Origin of the sequence: Pseudomonas sp. BP01 (assembly GCF_022760795.1) — a bacterium.
GTDB lineage: Bacteria > Pseudomonadota > Gammaproteobacteria > Pseudomonadales > Pseudomonadaceae > Aquipseudomonas > Aquipseudomonas putida_Q.
In genome coordinates, this window is record NZ_JAFBKA010000003.1 from 244,826 (window position 1) to 263,009 (window position 18,184).

The 18,184-nt window shown below is 63.0% G+C and carries 17 protein-coding genes; 10 read left to right on the forward strand and 7 right to left on the reverse strand.

Features of this window, described 5'->3' with window-relative positions; genetic code table 11:
- Window positions 1-220 precede the first annotated feature (220 nt).
- Together JOY50_RS04905 and cobF are read left to right on the forward strand one after the other, a co-directional pair.
- Window positions 221-1,510, forward strand: coding sequence for an OprD family porin (locus tag JOY50_RS04905; protein ID WP_132841209.1), 1,290 nt, complete (start codon window positions 221-223; stop codon window positions 1,508-1,510).
- 67 nt (window positions 1,511-1,577) lie between these two features.
- Complete coding sequence (gene cobF / locus JOY50_RS04910) at window positions 1,578-2,327, forward strand: precorrin-6A synthase (deacetylating) (protein ID WP_243054859.1); 750 nt, start codon at window positions 1,578-1,580, stop codon at window positions 2,325-2,327.
- Window positions 2,328-2,456: 129 nt separating this feature from the next.
- Here cobF and JOY50_RS04915 read toward each other — a convergent pair whose 3' ends face one another.
- On the reverse strand, window positions 2,457-2,807 hold the full coding sequence (locus tag JOY50_RS04915) for a response regulator (protein WP_132841204.1): 351 nt from the start codon (window positions 2,805-2,807) through the stop codon (window positions 2,457-2,459).
- A 248-nt stretch (window positions 2,808-3,055) separates the two neighbouring features.
- Between JOY50_RS04915 and JOY50_RS04920 the strand changes: the two genes are divergently transcribed.
- Genes JOY50_RS04920 through JOY50_RS04940 form a run of 5 tightly spaced genes read left to right on the forward strand, consistent with a single transcriptional unit; the run spans window position 3,056 to window position 9,555 of the window.
- Window positions 3,056-6,523, forward strand: coding sequence for a response regulator (locus tag JOY50_RS04920; RefSeq protein WP_243054860.1), 3,468 nt, complete (start codon window positions 3,056-3,058; stop codon window positions 6,521-6,523).
- Complete coding sequence (locus JOY50_RS04925) at window positions 6,520-7,341, forward strand: protein-glutamate O-methyltransferase CheR (protein ID WP_016499120.1); 822 nt, start codon at window positions 6,520-6,522, stop codon at window positions 7,339-7,341. The genes JOY50_RS04920 and JOY50_RS04925 overlap by 4 nt, the downstream gene beginning before the upstream one ends.
- Entirely contained in the window at window positions 7,338-7,913 is a 576-nt protein-coding gene (locus JOY50_RS04930; RefSeq protein WP_132841200.1) for a chemotaxis protein CheB, read from the forward strand. The genes JOY50_RS04925 and JOY50_RS04930 overlap by 4 nt, the downstream gene beginning before the upstream one ends.
- Entirely contained in the window at window positions 7,907-9,133 is a 1,227-nt protein-coding gene (locus JOY50_RS04935; RefSeq protein ID WP_132841198.1) for a hybrid sensor histidine kinase/response regulator, read from the forward strand. The genes JOY50_RS04930 and JOY50_RS04935 overlap by 7 nt, the downstream gene beginning before the upstream one ends.
- A 44-nt stretch (window positions 9,134-9,177) precedes the next feature.
- Window positions 9,178-9,555, forward strand: coding sequence for a response regulator (locus tag JOY50_RS04940; RefSeq protein WP_019472991.1), 378 nt, complete (start codon window positions 9,178-9,180; stop codon window positions 9,553-9,555).
- 109 nt (window positions 9,556-9,664) lie between these two features.
- Here the strand turns inward: JOY50_RS04940 and JOY50_RS04945 are convergent, their stop codons facing one another.
- From JOY50_RS04945 to JOY50_RS04955, 3 genes are read right to left on the reverse strand one after another with little or no spacing between them, the layout of a single operon-like run.
- Entirely contained in the window at window positions 9,665-10,246 is a 582-nt protein-coding gene (locus JOY50_RS04945; protein ID WP_016499123.1) for a TetR/AcrR family transcriptional regulator, read from the reverse strand.
- Window positions 10,247-10,258: 12 nt separating this feature from the next.
- On the reverse strand, window positions 10,259-11,107 hold the full coding sequence (locus tag JOY50_RS04950) for a 3-hydroxybutyryl-CoA dehydrogenase (RefSeq protein WP_132841196.1): 849 nt from the start codon (window positions 11,105-11,107) through the stop codon (window positions 10,259-10,261).
- Between the two features lie 13 nt (window positions 11,108-11,120).
- Window positions 11,121-12,305 (reverse strand): acetyl-CoA C-acyltransferase family protein, encoded by a 1,185-nt coding sequence (locus JOY50_RS04955; protein WP_132841194.1) that lies wholly within the window; start codon window positions 12,303-12,305, stop codon window positions 11,121-11,123.
- Between the two features lie 168 nt (window positions 12,306-12,473).
- Here JOY50_RS04955 and JOY50_RS04960 point away from each other — a divergent pair, with 168 nt between their 5' ends.
- Complete coding sequence (locus JOY50_RS04960) at window positions 12,474-13,484, forward strand: AraC family transcriptional regulator (RefSeq protein ID WP_132841192.1); 1,011 nt, start codon at window positions 12,474-12,476, stop codon at window positions 13,482-13,484.
- A 129-nt stretch (window positions 13,485-13,613) separates the two neighbouring features.
- Here the strand turns inward: JOY50_RS04960 and JOY50_RS04965 are convergent, their stop codons facing one another.
- The gene (locus JOY50_RS04965; RefSeq protein WP_132841190.1) at window positions 13,614-14,051 is read right to left on the reverse strand and encodes a carboxymuconolactone decarboxylase family protein; all 438 of its coding nucleotides are present in this window, start codon (window positions 14,049-14,051) and stop codon (window positions 13,614-13,616) included.
- 201 nt (window positions 14,052-14,252) lie between these two features.
- On the opposite strand from JOY50_RS04965, the gene JOY50_RS04970 reads away from it, so the two are divergent.
- Window positions 14,253-15,449, forward strand: coding sequence for a cyanate transporter (locus JOY50_RS04970; protein WP_138736814.1), 1,197 nt, complete (start codon window positions 14,253-14,255; stop codon window positions 15,447-15,449).
- On the opposite strand, the gene JOY50_RS04975 is transcribed toward JOY50_RS04970, so the two are convergent.
- Together JOY50_RS04975 and JOY50_RS04980 are read right to left on the reverse strand one after the other, a co-directional pair.
- On the reverse strand, window positions 15,442-16,875 hold the full coding sequence (locus JOY50_RS04975; RefSeq protein ID WP_132841185.1) for a PLP-dependent aminotransferase family protein: 1,434 nt from the start codon (window positions 16,873-16,875) through the stop codon (window positions 15,442-15,444). The two genes, JOY50_RS04970 and JOY50_RS04975, sit on opposite strands and share 8 nt — an antisense overlap.
- Window positions 16,876-17,016: 141 nt before the next feature.
- Window positions 17,017-17,355 carry a hypothetical protein gene (locus tag JOY50_RS04980; protein ID WP_132841183.1) on the reverse strand — a complete coding sequence of 113 codons (339 nt, stop codon included), beginning with the start codon at window positions 17,353-17,355 and terminating at the stop codon, window positions 17,017-17,019.
- Window positions 17,356-17,551: 196 nt separating this feature from the next.
- Between JOY50_RS04980 and JOY50_RS04985 the strand changes: the two genes are divergently transcribed.
- On the forward strand, window positions 17,552-18,136 hold the full coding sequence (locus tag JOY50_RS04985; RefSeq protein ID WP_132841181.1) for a flavin reductase family protein: 585 nt from the start codon (window positions 17,552-17,554) through the stop codon (window positions 18,134-18,136).
- The last annotated feature ends 48 nt before the right edge of the window (window positions 18,137-18,184 follow it).

Here is an 18,184-nt window from a genome sequence, read left to right on the forward strand (position 1 = left end):
TTGCAAGTAAGACGGGAACTTTCCTAGTTTTGCGAGCGCTATTTCCCGGTTTTTTCGGGTCTGCCTCCCAGCACGTGTAGACCATGGTCCAATGGCCCGCGGCAGAGCCATTGCGCGATCATTTCAGATGATAGCCGATGATTGTTCGGCTTGTCGCAGTGCCGTGGCCAGTGTGTGCCGCAGTGTGTTAACTCGCCTTTGATTCTGGATGTTTCTTCGCATGTTTGCCCCTTTTCCCCTCGCCCACGGGCGCCGTGTTGCCGGCCTGTTTCTCTTGTGTGCCGGTGCCAACGCCCAGGCTGCCGGTTTTCTTGAAGACAGCAGTGCCAAGCTTGAAGCACGCAATGTCTATTTCAACCGGGACTTTCGTGACGGCCACAGCAGTTCCAGTCAAGGCGCGTCCAAGCGGGAAGAATGGGCACAAGGTTTCATCCTTAATGTGCAGTCGGGTTATACCCAGGGGCCGGTAGGTTTCGGCGTGGATGCACTGGGCATGTTCGGTTTCAAACTGGACTCTAGCCCGGCGGACAGTAACAGCGGTTTGCTGCCTTCTTCCGGGCATGATCCTCGGCACTCGGCTGACCAGTACGCGAAGATGGGGCTGGCGGCCAAGGTCAAGGTGTCCAATACCGTGCTCAAGTACGGCTCGATGATGCCGGATGTGCCCTTGCTCAAATACAACGACGGCCGCCTGCTGCCTACCATGTTCCATGGCGCCATGCTCACTTCTGAAGAAGTGCGCGACTTGAAGTTCACCCTGGCCCGTCTGGACAAATACACCGCGCGGGATTCCACCGACCGCCAGGACATCCGCGTGCACTGCAAGAACAAGCGCTATGCCTGCGACATCGAGGCTGACCACTTCGACCTGGCCGGTGTCGACTACCGCTTCAACGAGCGGATCAGCGCCCAATACCAGGTGGCCAAGCTGGAAAATATCTACCGCCAGCACTTCCTCGGCCTGGTGGCCAGCCAGCCGTTGGCGGTAGGCAGCCTGTCGGCCGACCTGCGCCTGATCAAGAGTGATGACATTGGCAACGCTCGCGCCGGTGCAATCGACCATCGCGCCTTCAGCGGCATGCTCGGCTACAGCCTGGGTGGCCACAAGATCAGTGCGGGCTGGCAGCGGATGTATGGCGACAGCGCCATGCCGTACCTGGATGGCAGCAACCCGTACCTGGTCAACTATGCCCAGGTCAACGACTTCGCCGCCGCTCAGGAGCGTTCCTGGCAGGTGCGTTATGACTACGACTTCAAGGCGCTGGGTGTGCCCGGCCTGACCTTCTTCACCCGTTACATCAACGGCGACAATATCAAGGTGCCGGGCAGCAGCGCCGAAGGCAAGGAATGGGAGCGCGACACCGAGTTCAAGTACCAGGTGCAAAGTGGCACTTTCAAGGATGTCAGCGTGCGCCTGCGTAATTCCACTTACCGTAGCAATTATGAAAAGTGGGCGCGTGACATGGATGAAACACGGGTCATTGTCAGCTACAACTTCTCGATCTTCTAAGCGGGCATTTTGCCAAATACCGGTAGCCGCCTGACAATGGCTGCTGGTTCCCGCAAAGGGCAGGGCGATGAAAGACCTGTTGTTGATCGGTATTGGCGCGGGTGACCCGCGCCAGATCACGTATGAAGCCGTTGATGCGCTGCGTAGCGCTTGTGTGTTTTTCGTGCTCGACAAGGGCAGCGACAAGGATGAACTGGTACGCCTGCGCAAGGCCATTGTGCAACGTTACCGTCCCGAAGGTGGCTATCGCCTGGTGCAGGTGGCCGACCCCTCGCGCGATGGCCAGGCGGATGACTACCTTGGCGCGGTGCAGGACTGGCACCGGCAGCGTGCTGCGCTGTACGCCCAGCTGATCGAGCAAGAGATTGGCGATGGGGAAACCGGCGCTTTTCTGCTGTGGGGCGAGCCGACGCTGTACGACAGCACCCTGCGTATTCTCGAACTGGTCCGCGAACGCGGCGTGGCGCTGCGCCTGCAGATAATCCCTGGCATCAGCAGTGTGCAGGCGCTGGCGGCGCGTCACCAGGTGCCGCTCAACCGCATCGGCGAGCCGCTGACCGTGCTGCCAGGGCGGCGCCTGGCCGGGCATGGACCTATCGACAACGTGGTGGTGATGCTCGATGGGCAGTGCGCATTTGCCCAGCTCGACGACCCGGAGTTGATGATCTATTGGGGCGCTTACCTGGGGACTGAGGATGAAGTGCTGATTGCCGGGCCGTTGCAGGCGGTGAAGGCACGGATACTGGAGGTGCGTGAGCAGCAGAGGCGGCGCAAGGGGTGGATCATGGATACCTATCTGTTGCGCAGGGAGCTGTGAGCTGTGTTGCCTGTACTGGCCTATTCGCGGGTAAACCCGCTCCCACAGGTACTGCACAGCGTTCGAAACGGTGCGGTCCCTGTGGGAGCGGGTTTACCCGCGAAGGGGCCGGTACAGGGAGCCCCAATCTCAAACCGGACCGAGAATGGCCACCACTTTGTCCCGCAACTGGTCGATGCTGAACGGCTTGCCGATCAGGTGCATGCCCTCGGGCACATTGATGCTGTCGGCATAGCCACTGGCGAACAGCACGGGCAGCAGTGGCCGCAGCTCGCGCGCTTTGCCTGCCAGCACCTCGCCACGCATGTCCGGCAAACCCACATCGGTCATCATCAGTGCCAGTGTCTGGCTCGGGTCTTCGAGCACCCGCAGGGCGGCTGCGGCGTCTTGTGCCTCAATGACCGTGTAGCCCAACTCGTCGAGCACTTCGACCATCAGCATGCGTACGATGTCGTCGTCTTCGACTACAAGAAGATGCATGGTTCGGATCCTGTACAAATGAATGTCTTTAATCTGTGCACCTGGTGGCAGCAGAAGTTCCCGAGGATACCGATCCCTGCAATCAGATGGAACGATTGGAGCACACAGCCTTCAAATACTGGCTAAATGCCCTGCCAGACCCTTCAAAGCTGGTTAGACTCGCTTATCAGGACGGCGCAGTGGCAGATAACAACAACGACTGATCCGCCACTCTTTCCAATGGACTTTTCTTGCTCGGGCGTTTTCACATGATTCAAGCAGCCTCGATGGACCAGCGAAGCTTTCGCAAGCTGTTGAGCCGCAACATCGGCCTCCCCCTGGGGGTAGGCCTGCTGGGGGCCGTGGCCTTTGTCGCGGTAATCAACTACCTGCTTTCGGCCATGCAGTGGGTCGAGCACACCGACCGGGTGATCGGCAATGCCAACGAAACGGTCAAGCTGTCGATCGACATGGAAACCGGCATGCGCGGTTTTCTGATCACGGGTGACGAGCGTTTTCTTGACCCCTACGAGGTAGCCAAGCCACGTATTCTCGGCAGCCTGCAAAGCCTGCGCGGCATGGTCGAGGACAACCCGCAGCAGGTCGATCGCATCGACCGGCTGATTGCCTTGCAGCAGGCCTGGAACGACTTCGGCAACGAGATGATTACCCTGCGCCGCAGCCAGGGCGATTACCAGGCGTCGATCGGCAATGGCCGGGGCAAGCGCATCACCGATGAAATCCGCAAGGAATTCGATGGCCTGATCAGCACCGAACAACAACTGCGCATGGCCCGTAACGAAAAGGTCAGTTCCGTCACTTTGACGGCGATCTCGGCCTTCGTGCTGTTCATCGTCAGCCTCAGTGCCTTGCTGGCGTATCTGGGCCGTCGAGACCTGCTGGCACTGTCGACCAGCTACGATGAAAACCTTCAGGCCCAGCAACGCTCGGCGCAGCGCCTGGAGCAGCAGGCCTGGTTGCGCAACGGCCAGACCCAGCTGGCTCAGCAGGTGCTCGGGCAACTGACCTTGCCCATGCTCGGCGACAACATCCTGCGCTTCTTCGCTTCTTATCTGGGCAGCGTGGTGGGCGCCGTGTATGTGCGCGACGAGCATGGCCGCCTGGTGCGCGTGGCCTGTTATGGCCTGGGCGCCGAAGAGCAGGCTCGCGAGCAGATCAGGCTGGACCACGACGGCCTGTTGGCCCAGGCGGTACGCGAAGGCCGCCTGTTGCGCCTGGATGACCTGCCAGAAGACTTCTATCGCCTCAGTTCCGGCCTGGGCAGCGGCTTGCCGCGCAGTGCGCTGCTGATGCCGGCTACCGAAGACGGTCAGATCAACGGGGTGATCGAGCTGGGTTTCCTGCGCCCCCTGGAAGAACGCGACGAAGAGCTGCTAGAACGCGTCGGCGGCAACCTCGGCATGTCCATCGAAAGTGCCCGTTATCGTCAGCGCCTGCAGGAAGTGCTGGCCGAAACTCAGCAACTGAATGAAGAGCTGCAGGTGCAACAGGAAGAGCTCAAGACTGCCAACGAAGAGCTCGAGGAGCAGTCGCGGGTGCTCAAGGAGTCCCAGGCCCACCTGGAAACCCAACAGGCCGAGCTGGAGCAGACCAACGAGCAGTTGTCGGAACGCACCGATGCGCTCGACCGCAAGAACGATGAACTGGGCCGGGCGCAGCTGGAATTGCAGGCCCGCGCCGACGACTTGCAGCGCTCGAGCAAGTACAAGTCCGAATTCCTTGCCAACATGTCCCACGAGCTGCGCACGCCGCTGAACAGCTCGCTGATCCTGGCCAAGCTGTTGGCAGAAAACGGCGAAGGCAACCTCAGCGAGGAGCAGGTCAAGTTCGCCGAATCCATCTACTCGGCCGGCAACGACCTGCTCAACCTGATCAACGACATTCTCGACATCGCCAAGGTCGAGGCCGGCAAACTCGAAGTACGCCCCGAAACCACCCAGGTCGAGCGCTTGGCAGAAGGCTTGCGCGGCATGTTCCAGCCGCTTGCCGGCCACAAGGGCCTGGCCTTCGAGGTCAAGGTCGAGCCGCAGGTGCCGGCCACCCTGTTCACGGACCGTCAGCGCCTGGAGCAGATCCTCAAGAACCTGTTGTCCAACGCCATCAAGTTCACTGAGCGCGGCCAGGTCAGCATGAACGTCAGCTTCCAGGCTGACAGCGGTATCGTGTTCGCCGTGCGCGACAGCGGCATCGGCATTGCTGCCGATCAGCAGCAGGCGATCTTCGGCGCCTTCCATCAGGTCGATGGCACCAGCAACCGCCGCTACGGTGGCACCGGCCTGGGCCTGTCGATTTCCCGTGACCTGGCGCATTTGCTCGGTGGCCAGATCAATGTCGACAGCACCCCTGGCCAGGGCAGTGTGTTCAGCCTGATCCTGCCGGAACGCTACGCCGCCGAGGCCGAAGACATCGAGCCGCAAAGCCTGCGCCCTGCCGTCGACGCGTTGCCGCCTGCACCGCAAGTGCCGGTGGCCGCTGCTGCCATGCGCCCGGCACCGACCTTTGCCGACGACCGCGAGCGGGCACCCTTCGATACCCGTTGCATTCTGGTGATCGAAGACGAGCCCAACTTTGCCCGCATCCTCTTCGACCTTGCGCACGAACTGGGCTATAGCTGCCTGGTGGCTCATGGTGCCGACGAAGGCTTCGAGCTGGCGGCCCAGTACATACCGGATGCCATCCTGCTGGACATGCGCCTGCCCGACCACTCGGGCCTGACCGTTCTGCAGCGCCTCAAGGAGCAGGCCGGCACCCGCCATATCCCGGTGCACATCATTTCCGTGGAAGACCGCGTCGAAGCGGCCATGCACATGGGCGCGGTGGGGTATGCGGTGAAACCCACCAGTCGCGAGGAGCTCAAGGAAGTCTTCGCTCGCCTGGAAGCCAAACTTACCCAAAAGCTCAAGCATATCCTGCTGGTGGAGGACGACGACCTGCAGCGCGAGAGCATCGCCCGGTTGATTGGCGACGACGATATCGAGATCACTGCCGTGGCCATGGCCCAGGATGCCTTGGCGCTGTTGCGCGAGAACATCTACGACTGCATGATCATCGACCTCAAGCTGCCGGACATGCTCGGCAATGAGCTGCTCAAGCGTATGACCGCCGAGGATATCCGTTCCTTCCCGCCGGTAATCGTTTACACCGGGCGCAACCTGACCCGCGAAGAAGAAGCCGACCTGCTCAAGTACTCGCGTTCGATCATCATCAAGGGCGCGCGTTCGCCGGAGCGCCTGCTCGACGAAGTGACGCTGTTCCTGCACAAGGTAGAATCGCAGCTGTCCAACGAACGCCAGCGCATGCTCAAGACTGCGCGTAGCCGCGACAAGGTGTTCGAAGGGCGCAAGGTGCTGCTGGTGGATGACGACGTGCGTAACATCTTCGCCCTGACCAGTGCCCTGGAGCACAAGGGCGCCATCGTCGAGATTGGCCGTAACGGCCGCGAGGCCATCGAGCGCCTGGAGCAGCATGACGACATCGACTTGGTGCTGATGGACGTGATGATGCCTGAAATGGACGGCTTCGAGGCCACTCGGCTGATCCGCCAGCAGGCACGCTGGCGCAAGCTGCCGATCATCGCCGTGACCGCCAAGGCCATGAAGGATGACCAGCAGCGTTGCCTGCAGGCCGGAGCCAATGATTACCTGGCCAAACCGATCGACCTGGACCGTTTGTTCTCGTTGATTCGTGTATGGCTGCCGCAACTGGAGCGAATTTGACTAGCGAACGTAACACCGACATCGAAATCCGCTTGCTGATCGAGGCCATCTACCTCAAGTACAGCTACGATTTCCGCAATTATTCCGGCGCCTCGATCAAGCGCCGGATCCTGCATGCGCTGCGCCAGTTCGATTGCCTGACGGTATCGGCGCTGCAGGAGCGCGTACTGCACGACCCGGGCATGTTCATGCAATTGCTGCAGTACCTGACGATCCCGGTCAGCGAGATGTTCCGCGACCCTGACCACTTCCTTGCCGTGCGCAACGAAGTGGTGCCGCTGCTGCGCACCTGGCCCTCGATCAAGGTCTGGATCGCGGGCTGCAGCACGGGGGAGGAGGTGTATTCCATGGCCATCCTGTTGCGTGAGGAAGGGCTGCTTGAGCGCACCATCATCTACGCCACCGACATCAATCCGCATTCGCTGGACAGGGCCAAGCAGGGCATCTACTCGATGCAGAGCATGCGCGAGTACGAGGAAAACTACCGCCTGGCCGGCGGCCGTCGTGACTTTACCGAGTACTACACAGCGGCCTATGGCAACGCCATCATGGACAGCAGCTTGCGTGACAACGTGACGTTCGCCGATCACAGCCTGGCCACCGACAGCGTGTTCTCCGAGACCCAGCTGGTGTCGTGCCGCAACGTGCTGATCTACTTCAACAAGGAGCTGCAGGACCGCGCCCTCGGGCTGTTCCACGAGTCGCTCTGCCACCGGGGTTTCCTGGTGCTGGGCAGCAAGGAGTCGGTGGACTTTTCGGCCTACAGCGACCGGTTCGAGCCGCTGGTCAAGCCCGAACGGATCTTCCGTAAATCATGAACGGCGTACGCGCAGTGGTGATCGGCGCCTCGGCTGGCGGCGTGGCGGCATTGTTCGAAGTGCTCGGCGCGCTGCCACCGGCGTTCGCCCTACCTGTGCTTTGCGTGCTGCACCTGCCGGACGACCGCCACAGCCAACTGGCCGAAGTGCTGCAGCGTCGGCTGCATCGGCCGGTGCACGAGGCATGTGACAAGGAACCCATCAGCAGCGGGCAGATCTATGTGGCGGGGCCGAGTTACCACCTGTCGGTGGAGCACGACCTGACGCTGTCGCTGAGCCAGGAAGAACCCGTGCATTTCTCGCGTCCAGCAATCGATTTTTTGTTCATCTCGGCGGCCGATGCCTATGGCGACGGCCTGCTTGGCGTGCTGCTCACCGGTGCCAACGAAGACGGCGCCAGGGGCCTTGCCTATATCAAGAACAATGGGGGCCGCACGATAGTCCAGGACCCTCGCGACGCACAGGTCGCCCTGATGCCGGAGGCCGCCCTGGCCCTGCACCAGCCCGACCATATCCTTACTCTGAGTGGTATCGGGCAGCTGCTCGCGACCTTGGAATATAGCGCATGCTAAGCCACACCATCGCCAAACTGCTGATTGTCGACGACCTGCCGGAAAACCTGCTGGCGCTCGATGCCCTGATCCAGGGCGAAGACCGCGAGGTGCACCAGGCCCAGTCTGCCGAAGCGGCGTTGTCGTTGCTGCTTGAGCACGAATTCGCGCTGGCCATCCTCGATGTACAAATGCCGGGCATGAACGGTTTCGAACTTGCCGAGTTGATGCGCGGCACCGACAAGACCAAGAACATCCCGATCGTTTTCGTCAGCGCGGCCGGCCGCGAGATGAACTATGCCTTCAAGGGCTACGAGAGCGGGGCCGTGGACTTTCTGCACAAGCCGCTCGATACCCTGGCGGTAAAAAGCAAGGTCTCGGTGTTTGTTGACCTTTTCCGCCAGCGCAAGGTGCTTGGCCGGCAGCTGGAAGCCCTGGAGCATAGCCGCCAGGAGCAAGAGCTTTTGCTCAGCCAGCTGCAGGTGGCGCGATGTGAGCTGGAGCATGCCGTGCGCATGCGTGACGACTTCATGTCGATCGTCTCCCACGAGGTGCGTACGCCGCTCAATGGCCTGATCCTGGAAACCCAGTTGCGCAAGATGCACCTGGCGCGGGGCAACCTGGATGCCTTCAGCGCCGACAAGCTGCAGGCCATGGTCGAGCGCGACGAGCGGCAGATCAACAGCCTGATCCGGTTGGTCGAGGATATGCTTGATGTTTCGCGCATCCGTACCGGTAAATTGTCGCTGCGCCCCAGGCTGTTTGACCTCGCCCAACTGGTGCGTGGGTTGGTGGAAAACTTCACCGCGCAGGCCATGGCATTGGAAACCCACATCGAACTGCAGCGCTGCGAAGCATTGAAGGGTGAGTGGGACGAATTCCGGATTGAACAAGTAGTGGCCAACCTGTTGTCCAACGCAATGCGTTACGGCGAGCGCAAACCGGTGCAGGTGCGAGTGTTCGAGCAGGAGGGCATGGCTTGGGTGCAGGTGCAGGATCAGGGCATCGGTATCAGCGCCGTCAACCAGCAGCGGATCTTCCAGCAATTTGAGCGCGTCGCTGCCCAGCAAGCCAGCGGAGGCTTGGGTTTGGGGTTGTACATCTCCGAACAGATCGTGCAGGCGCACGGTGGCCGGATACGGGTTGAAAGCGAGGAAGGCAAGGGCGCCACATTCACCCTGCAATTGCCGCTTGCAACATTCAAAGAACAAAACGACCAGGCGCGGGCAACCTCTGCGTGAGCCTGGGGTCTGATGGCCAACTGTAAGAATTTCAAGGCGTTAACATGAGTGAAGATGCACAAGATGTGGTGTTGGTCGTCGAGGACGAACCTGCGATTCGCATGATTTTGCGCGATTACCTGGCGGGTGAGGGGTACCACGTGCTGGTTGCCGAAGATGGCGAGCAGGCGTTTGCGATCCTGGCCAGCAAACCGCACCTGGACCTGATGGTGACGGACTTCCGCTTGCCGGGTGGCATCTCCGGGGTGGATATTGCCGAGCCTGCGGTGAAGTTGCGGCCAGACCTGAAGGTGATATTCATCAGTGGCTACCCGGCCGAGATTCTCGAGTCTGGCAGCCCGATCACCCGCAAGGCACCGATCCTGGCCAAACCGTTCGACCTGGATACCTTGCACGAGCAGATCCAGAGACTTTTGCGTTAAAGCTGGTGGCCCTATCGCCGGCAAGCCAGCTCCCACAAGTACTGCCCAGGCCTTGAGATCTGCAGCGTACCTGTGGGAGCCGGCTTGCCGGCGATAGGGCCAGTACAGGCTATCGCAGGGTGCGCTCTATACCACCTGCCAACATGCTCTCCATCAGCCCCAGCCCCTGTTCCTCTGGCAATGCCTTCAACATCCCCGGCAACTGGTTCAGCAGCGTCGCCACCACATGCGCCGTCGCCACCAAGGCTTGCCCCTGCAACTTTGCCTGTGGCGCGATCAACCTCAGCAACCCCGCCTCGTAACGTTTGCGCAACAAGGCCAGGCGCGCCTGCTGGTCATCGCTCAGGCAGCACAAGTCGCGCTCCGCCAAGCGAAACTGCATCGGCCGCTCGGCATGCAATTGCCAGTGCGCTGCAATCAGGCAGCCCAATGCCGAGGCACCGCGGGCCATGGCCCGGCGGCCTTGGTCCAGGGTGGCCTGCAGTTCTTCGTACAACTCCTCGATCAAGTCGTACAACAGGTCCTGCTTGCTGGGAAAGTGATGGTACAGCGAGCCCGCAGTCAGCCCCACATGGGCCGCCAGCTCGCGCATGCTGACTTGGCCAAAGCCCTTTTCGGCAAACAGCGCCATGGCCCGGTCGCGTCGCTCCTCAAAGCTGGCACAGCGCATTGCGGCATTGACCGGGGGCATGGCGCCTTGTCCTCAGTAGGTGAAGAAACCGCGGCCGGTCTTGCGCCCCAGCCAACCGGCCGCGACCATTTCCTTGAGCAGCGGGGCAGGGCGGTACTTGCTGTCGCTGAAGCCTTCATGGAAGGCCTCCATGATCGCCAGCAGGGTGTCCAGGCCGATCAGGTCGGCCAGGGCCAGCGGGCCGATGGGCTGGTTGCAGCCCAAGCGCATGCCGGTGTCGATGTCCTCGGCACTGGCCAGGCCTTCCTGGCGCACGAAGATCGCCTCGTTGATCATCGGCACCAGGATGCGGTTGACCACGAAGCCCGGGCGGTTGCCTGCGGTGATCGGGGTCTTGCCGACCTTTTCAGTCACCACCAGCGCCTGGGCGTAGGTGCTGTCGCTGGTCTGCAGGCCGCGAATGATCTCCACCAGCGCCATCATCGGCACCGGATTGAAGAAGTGCACACCGATGAAGCGCTCGGGGTGCTCGATGCTGGCGGCCAGCTGGGTGACCGACAGCGACGAAGTGTTGGTGGCGATCAGGCAGTCGGCAGCGACGTTGGCGGCCACTTGCTGCAGGATGCGCTGCTTGAGCTGCAGGCTTTCGGTGGCGGCCTCGATCACCAGCTGCGCGCTGCTGAGCTGGGCGTAGTCGGTGCTGGCGCGGATACGCGTTTTCGCCGCAGCGGCCTTGTCCGCATCCAGGGTGCCCTTGCTGACCTGGCGCTCGAGGTTCTTGCTCAAGGTGGCCACGCCGCGCTCCAGCGCCGCGTCGGAAACATCCACCAGCAGCACCTGGTAGCCGGCGACAGCGCACACCTGGGCAATGCCGTTGCCCATGGTGCCGGCGCCGATCACGGCGATCTGTTCAATGCTCATGTGCCAGGCTCCCTCAGACGCGCTCGAAGACTACGGCGATGCCTTGGCCGCCACCGATACACATGGTGGCCAGGGCGTAGCGGCCCTGAATGCGCTGCAGTTCATGGATGGCCTTGGTGGCGATGATTGCGCCAGTGGCACCCACCGGGTGGCCCAGGGAAATACCCGAACCATTGGGGTTGACCTTCTCCGGGTCGAAGCCCAGCTCGCGGGCCACGGCGCAGGCCTGGGCGGCGAACGCTTCGTTGGACTCGATTACGTCCAGGTCCTGCAGTTTCAGGCCGGTCTTTTCCAGCACCTTGCGGGTGGCCGGGATCGGGCCAAGGCCCATCAGTTCGGGCTCGACACCGGCGTGGGCATAGCCCACCAGGCGCGCCAGCGGCTTCAGGCCCAGGCGACGCACGGCATCACCGCTGGCCAGCACCAGGCCGGCCGCGCCATCGTTGATGCCGCTGGCGTTGCCGGCAGTCACGGTGCCGTCCTTCTTGAACACGGTCTTCATGCCGGCCAGTTGCTCGGCGGTAACGTCGCCACGCACGTGTTCGTCCACGGCGAACTGTACGGTGCCTTTGCGGGTTTTCAGCTCCACCGGGACGATCTGGCTGTCGAAACGGCCTTCGGCAATGGCGCGGGCGGCGCGGCGCTGGCTGGTCAGGGCCAGTTCATCCTGCATCTGGCGGGTAATGCCGTGTTTGGCGGCGACGTTTTCTGCGGTGATGCCCATGTGGAAGTGTTCGAACGGGTCCTGCAGCACGCCGACGGTGTAGTCGATGCCTTGCAGGTCGCCCATGCGCGCGCCCCAGCGCGCCTGCGGCAGCAGGTACGGGCCACGGCTCATGGACTCGGCACCGGCGGCCACGGCCACGTCGGCATCACCGAGCAGCAGGCACTGGGTGGCAGAAACGATGGCCTGCAGGCCCGAGCCGCACAGGCGGTTGACGTTGAAGGCAGGGGTTTCCTTGGGGATGCCGGCGTTCATTGCGGCAACCCGCGACAGGTAGGCATCGCGCGGTTCGGTCGGGATCACGGTACCCATGACCATATGGCCGATCTGCTCGGCGGCCACGCCCGAGCGCTCAATGGCGGCGCGGGTGATGGTAGTTGCCAGGTCGGCCAGGGGCAGGTCCTTGAGCGAGCCTCCAAAACCACCGATGGCGGAACGCACGGCACTGACGACGTAGATTTCTGGGCTGCTCATAGAGGCTCCGTAAGCTTAGGCATGGCGGGACCGGGCCAGGCTCTGCGAGAATGGCCGGCGGTCCCGGAGTGGGATCGAGTCTAGGCAAAGGCTCTGTTGCAGCCTATGCCGGATCTGTTCAAACAACCTGGCACTTTTTGCCACTCAGCATAGACAGCGAAAACCACCATGCGCGATAGCGATTCGGTCGCCGTGTACTTTCTCAATGCCATGCTCCACGCCCTGCGCGACAGCCCAGCCGAGCGTGATGCACAGTTGCACGCGGTAGGCATCGACCCGCAGCTGCTTGAACAGCCCCAGGCACGCGTACCGGCCAAGGCCTTCGCCGAGCTGTGGCTGGCGCAGATCCAGCACCTGGGCGACGAGTTTTTCCGTCTCGACAGCCATGGCATGCCGTTGGGCAGTTTCGCCCTGATCTGCCGGGGGCTGATCCTTGAACCGAACCTGGAAAAGGCCTTGCGCCAGTGCCTGGGTGGCTTCGGCCTGTTCCTGCACGACCTTCGCGGCAGCCTGACGGTGCGCGGTGGGCGCGCGCTGATCAGCGTGCAGTCGAGCATTGCCGACCCGCTGACCCGGGTGTATGCCGAGGAAACCTACCTGGTGCTGATGATCGGCATGTTGTGCTGGCTGGCCGGGCGGCGCATCGCCATCGACCGTACCGAGCTAGCAGTGTCGCGCCCGGCCCAGGAAGACGACCTGCTGTTGTGGGGCCCGGACCTGCGCCTGGGCAGCGGGCGTACCGAAGTGGAGTTCGACAGCGCCTACCTGCGTCTGCCGGTGGTGCAGGACCTGGCGACCCTGAAAACCTTTCTGCGCAGTGCGCCGCAGGGGCTGGTGATCCGCTTTCGCAACCAGAATGGGCTGGTGGCCGAGGTATACCGGCACCTGCGCGCGCGGCACTATGGGCAGTGGCCGACACTGGCGGCGCTGGCACAGCAGCAAGGGATCAGTGCCAGTACGTTCCGCCGGCAACTGGAGCGGGAGGGGCGTTCCTATCAGCAGATCAAGGATGAGGTGCGCCGGGCAATGGCCTTCGAGCGGTTGCGCGAAGGGACATTGAGCATTGCCGAAATAGCCGAGCAGGCAGGTTTCCAGGAGCCCAGTGCGTTTCACCGAGCGTTCAAGAAGTGGACCGGGCAGAGCCCCGGAAGCTATCGAGCGCGGTTGGCCGGGCGGTAGTTGTTCCCTGTAGCGGCCCTATCGCCGGCAAGCCAGCTCCCACATGTTCTCCACAGTATTCGAGGCTTGCGGAGTACCTGTGGGAGCTGGCTTGCCGGCGATAGGGCCGGTGCTGCGATCATTGAATGATCAGGCCGGCACCATGGCAAACCCGACCCCGAAGCGGTTCCAGGCATTGATGGTGGCAATCGCCAGGGTCAGGTTGACCACCTCGGCCGGCTCGAAGTGTTCCTGCAGGGCTTCATATTGCCCCTGCGGCGCGCCGTCCTCAGGCAGTCGAGTCAGGCTTTCTACCCAGGCCAGTGCCGCACGTTCACGCGGGGTGAAGTAGGCGGTTTCGCGCCACACGCTCAAGGTCTGCAAGCGCGCTTCGGTCTCACCTGCCTTGCGCGCATCGTTGGCGTGCAGGTTGACGCAATAGGCGCAGCCGTTGATCTGCGAAGCGCGCAGGCGCACCAGCTCCAGCAGCGAGCTCTCCAGGCCGCTCTTGGCCAGGGCCTGTTCCAGGCCGACCATGGCTTTGTAGGCTTCCGGGGCGTGCTTGGCCCATTCGATACGGTTGTGCATGGCTGTCTCCAAAGGGTATGGGATGGGAATGGCACTACTGTAACGCTGCCCTTTGGCCTCCCCGATAGCCAATTGCACACATAAGCTGGAGGCCAATCGTCCATTCAGGTGGCCACTGACAAGCATCCAATCTCTTCATTTCTGCCAGGCCTGCCAAGCCGGGATAATGGCCGGGTCCTGCTACCCGAGAACCGATTCACAATGAGAGCTGCTTTGAACCTGTTGCTGGTGATCCTGCTGGCGCTGAACCTGCGGCCGATCCTGACCAGTATCGGCCCGTTACTCGAACCCATGCGCGCCAGCACCGGGCTGGGCTACCAGCAGGCAGCCCTGCTGACGGCGGTGCCGGTGCTGTGCATGGGCCTGGTGCCGTTGCTGCAGCCTTGGCTGCGACGCTGGATCAGCGAGCATGGCGGCATGCTCGGTGGCCTGGCTGCAATTGCCCTGGCCTGCCTGTGGCGCCTGCAACTGGACAGCGCCTGGGCGTTGATTGCCAGTGCGGTGGTCGCCGGCCTGGGCGTGGCGGTGGTGCAGGGCATGATGCCGGGCCTGGTCAACCGCTGGTTTCCAAGCCGCCTGGCGGGGGCGATGGGGCTGTACTCGGCGGCGTTGATGAGTGGTGGCGGCATGGCTGCGGTGCTTGGTCCCCATATCAGCGGCCATTTCGGTCACTGGCAGGTCGGCCTTGGCCTGTGGGCGATCCCGGCGCTGCTGGCACTGGTGGCGTGGGCCGTACTGCGGCCACGGCAGGGGGCGCCAAAGCTGGCCGGCGCTGCAGGCGGGCACTGGTTCAGCACGCGCCGGGCCTGGTTGCTGGCCTTGTACTTCGGCCTGATCAATGGCGGCTACACCAGCATGGTGGCGTGGCTGCCGGCGTACCATATCGAGCACGGCGGCAGTGCTCAGGGCGGCGCAGACCTGGTCGGCCTGATGACGGTGTTCCAGGTGGCCGGCGCTCTGGGGTTGCCGCTGTTGCTGCGGCGTTGGGCCGACCGCCGCCCGGGCCTGTGGCTGGCACTGACGATCCAGCTGGCCGGTTTCCTTGGCCTGCTGCTGGCACCCACGCAGGCTTCGGGGCTGTGGGTCGCGATGATCGGTTTTGGCCTGGGCGCCTGCTTCAGCCAGAGCCTGACGCTGACCCTGGAGCACCTGAAGACGCCCGCCGAGGCCGGCAGCCTGGCGGCGTTCGTGCAGGGCATCGGCTTTATCATCACCGGTATCGTGCCGTATATCACCGGCTGGCTGCGTGACGTGAGCGGTGACTTCCAGGCGTCGTGGATGCTGCTCACCGTGACCGTGGTGGCCATGTTGCTGGTAACCAGCTGCTTCAATCCGCGCGGTTACGCCGCAGCCATCGCGCGACCGGTCGCACCAGGTAACGCCGCGCCGGTCAGCTGAGGCGTTGCAGGGTATCGCGCACCCGGTCCAGTGCCGGGTCGATGTCCAGCAGTTCGATGGCGCCGAAGCCCATCAACAGCCCCGGGCGGACCGGCGCTTCGCTGAAGAATGGCGCCAGTGAATACAGGCCGACCTCTACCTTGCGTGCGAGGTTGGCCAGTAACTCCACATCCACCCCGGGCGCCGCCAAGGCGCTGAGGTGGAACCCGGCGCTTGCGGGTATTGCGCTGAACCACGGTGCCAGGTCGCCCCCCAGGCGCCCCAGGATGCGCTCGCGGCGGGCGCTGTAGACCTCGTGGCAGCGGCGGATGTGCTTGTTCAGGTGGCCTTCGCCTAAAAAACGCGCCAGCGCCCATTGCAGCAAAGTCGGGCTGTGCCAGTCGCTCAGGTGCTTTGCCACGCAAGCGGCTTGCAGTACGGCAGGCGGCAATACGGCATAGCCCAGGCGTAGTTCTTGCAGCAAGGTCTTGGAAAAGGTCCCGACATAGGCCACCAGCCCATGCCGGTCCAGGCGCTGGAGTGCGTCCGAAGCTGGCCCGTGGTAGCGGAACTCGCAGTCGTAGTCATCTTCGATGATCAGTGCACCCAGCTCGGCAGCCCGCGCCAGCAGGGCATGCCGGCGTGGCTCGCTCATGGGCATGCCCAGCGGGAACTGGTGCGAGGGCGTTACGTAGATCAGCCGGGTGCCATCGGCGATCTGCTCCACGCACAGGCCTTCATCATCCACCGGCACCGATTGCAGGCGTGCACCCAGGGCCAGAAACAGTTGCCGTGCCGGCGGGTAGCCGGGGTCTTCCATGGCCACCTGGCAGCCTGGCTCAACCAGTACCCGGGCGATCAGGTCCAGCGCTTGCTGGGCGCCGTTGCACACCAGCAGGTCAGCCGCGCTGCAGTGCACGCCGCGGGCGTAGGCGATGTGGTGGGCAATCGCCTCGCGCAGCTCCGGCAGGCCCTGCGCCTGGAACTGCCGTTCGGGGTGGCGCTGGCTGCGGCGCAGGGCATAATTCAGGCAGCTGCGCCATTGGTCGAACGGGAACTGCGACTTGCTCGATGCCCCGCCGACAAAGTCATAGCGCGAGGGCGTTTGCAGGTGGCGTTGGGCGAGCACGGTGGCGCGCTGCTGCCAGCGTTCGAGGGATGCGGCACCGGCCAGGGGAACGGTGGCTGATTCATGGCTGCGCAGGGGTTGGCGCGGAGTGATGAACGTGCCACGGCCGACCACGCCGCTGAGCAGGTTGTCGTAGGTCAGCCGTGAGTAGGCCTCGGCCACGGTCTTGCGCGATACGCCCAGTTGTTCAGCCAGCAGGCGGGTAGGCGGCAGTTGGGTACCGGCGGCCAGGTGGCCGCTGTCGATACCGGCGCGCAGCTGCTGATAGAGCTGGTCGGCCAAGCCTTTGCGGCCGTCCAGGCGAATGTGCAGTTCCATGGGGTGGTCCGGAGCGGTGGAGTGCTCAGGATAGCGGATTGGACAGGAAGGCTCCCACAGGTATCGCGTACACCTCAGCCTTGACGCGGTCCTGTGGGAGCTGGCTTGCCGGCGATGGGCTGCAAGGCAGCCCCGGAAATCTCAGAACCGGGCAGTGCTCACAGTGATATAGCCTTTTTCTGCCAGCGCAATGCGTATCACCGTCTCATCCTCCGGCCCGTTGCGGTTGCGCCTGATGCGCACGCCTTCTACCGTCGAAGCCTTCATATGCTCCGAAATGGCCCGCCCGTTCGCGTCGAAGAACACTTCGCTGGCCAGCAACTCGATACGTTCGATCAATTGCCGGGACTGTTCATCGGTGGCGCAGAAGAACATCACCCCCGACAAGTGCGGGTCTTCATCGGGGTTGCTCATGTCATGGGCCAGCATTTCGCGCAGGCTGCTGCGCAGTTCGGCGATGGGGCGGGCGTACAGGTGCATGCGGAGCCTCCTCTGGAGCGCGGCTTTGCTTCATCCAGATCCGATCTTGTTTTCTAAGGTCAGCGACAGCAAGTAGGACGCTTCCGAGAACCTTGTGGGAAATGTCTGAAGGCGCTGAGGTGCAACGCTTGACTGGCAGGAGGCGGGGGGGCTGCTGCACAATCCGTCGTCTGATACCGTCTTGCCGAGGATTGCCATGAACAGCCATTTCCAACCCGTCGACCTGAAAAAGGCCTATCGCCTGTTGAACCACGGCCCGACGGTGCTGGTGTCGGCCAGCCACGAGGGGGTCGACAACGTCATGGCGGCTGCCTGGGCCTGTGCACTGGACTTCGACCCGCCCAAGGTGACCGTGGTGCTCGACAAGATCGCCCGCACCCGGCAGTTGGTGGAGGGAAGTGGCTGGTTTGTGATCCAGGTGCCGACCGCAGCGCAGGCGCAGCTGACCCACCAGGTAGGTACCCGCAGCCTGTTCGACCAGCCCGACAAACTGGCCAGCATCGGTGTGCAGCTGGCGCGGGTCGAAGGGCATGCGGCGCCGCTGGTACAGGGCTGCTCGGCGTGGCTGATGTGCCGGGTGATCGACGAGCCGCACAACCAGAACACCTATGACCTGTTCATTGGCGAGGTGGTGGCGGCTTGGGCCGATGACCGGGTGTTCCGGGACGGGCACTGGGCTTATGAAAGCGCCGACCCGCAATGGCGCAGTCTGCACTACGTGGCGGGTGGGCATTTTTATGCGATTGGCGAGGCGGTGGTGGTCGATTCGCAGGATTTGTAACGCCAGTGTTGACTTCTTCGCGGGCGCGCCCGCTCCCACAGGTACCGC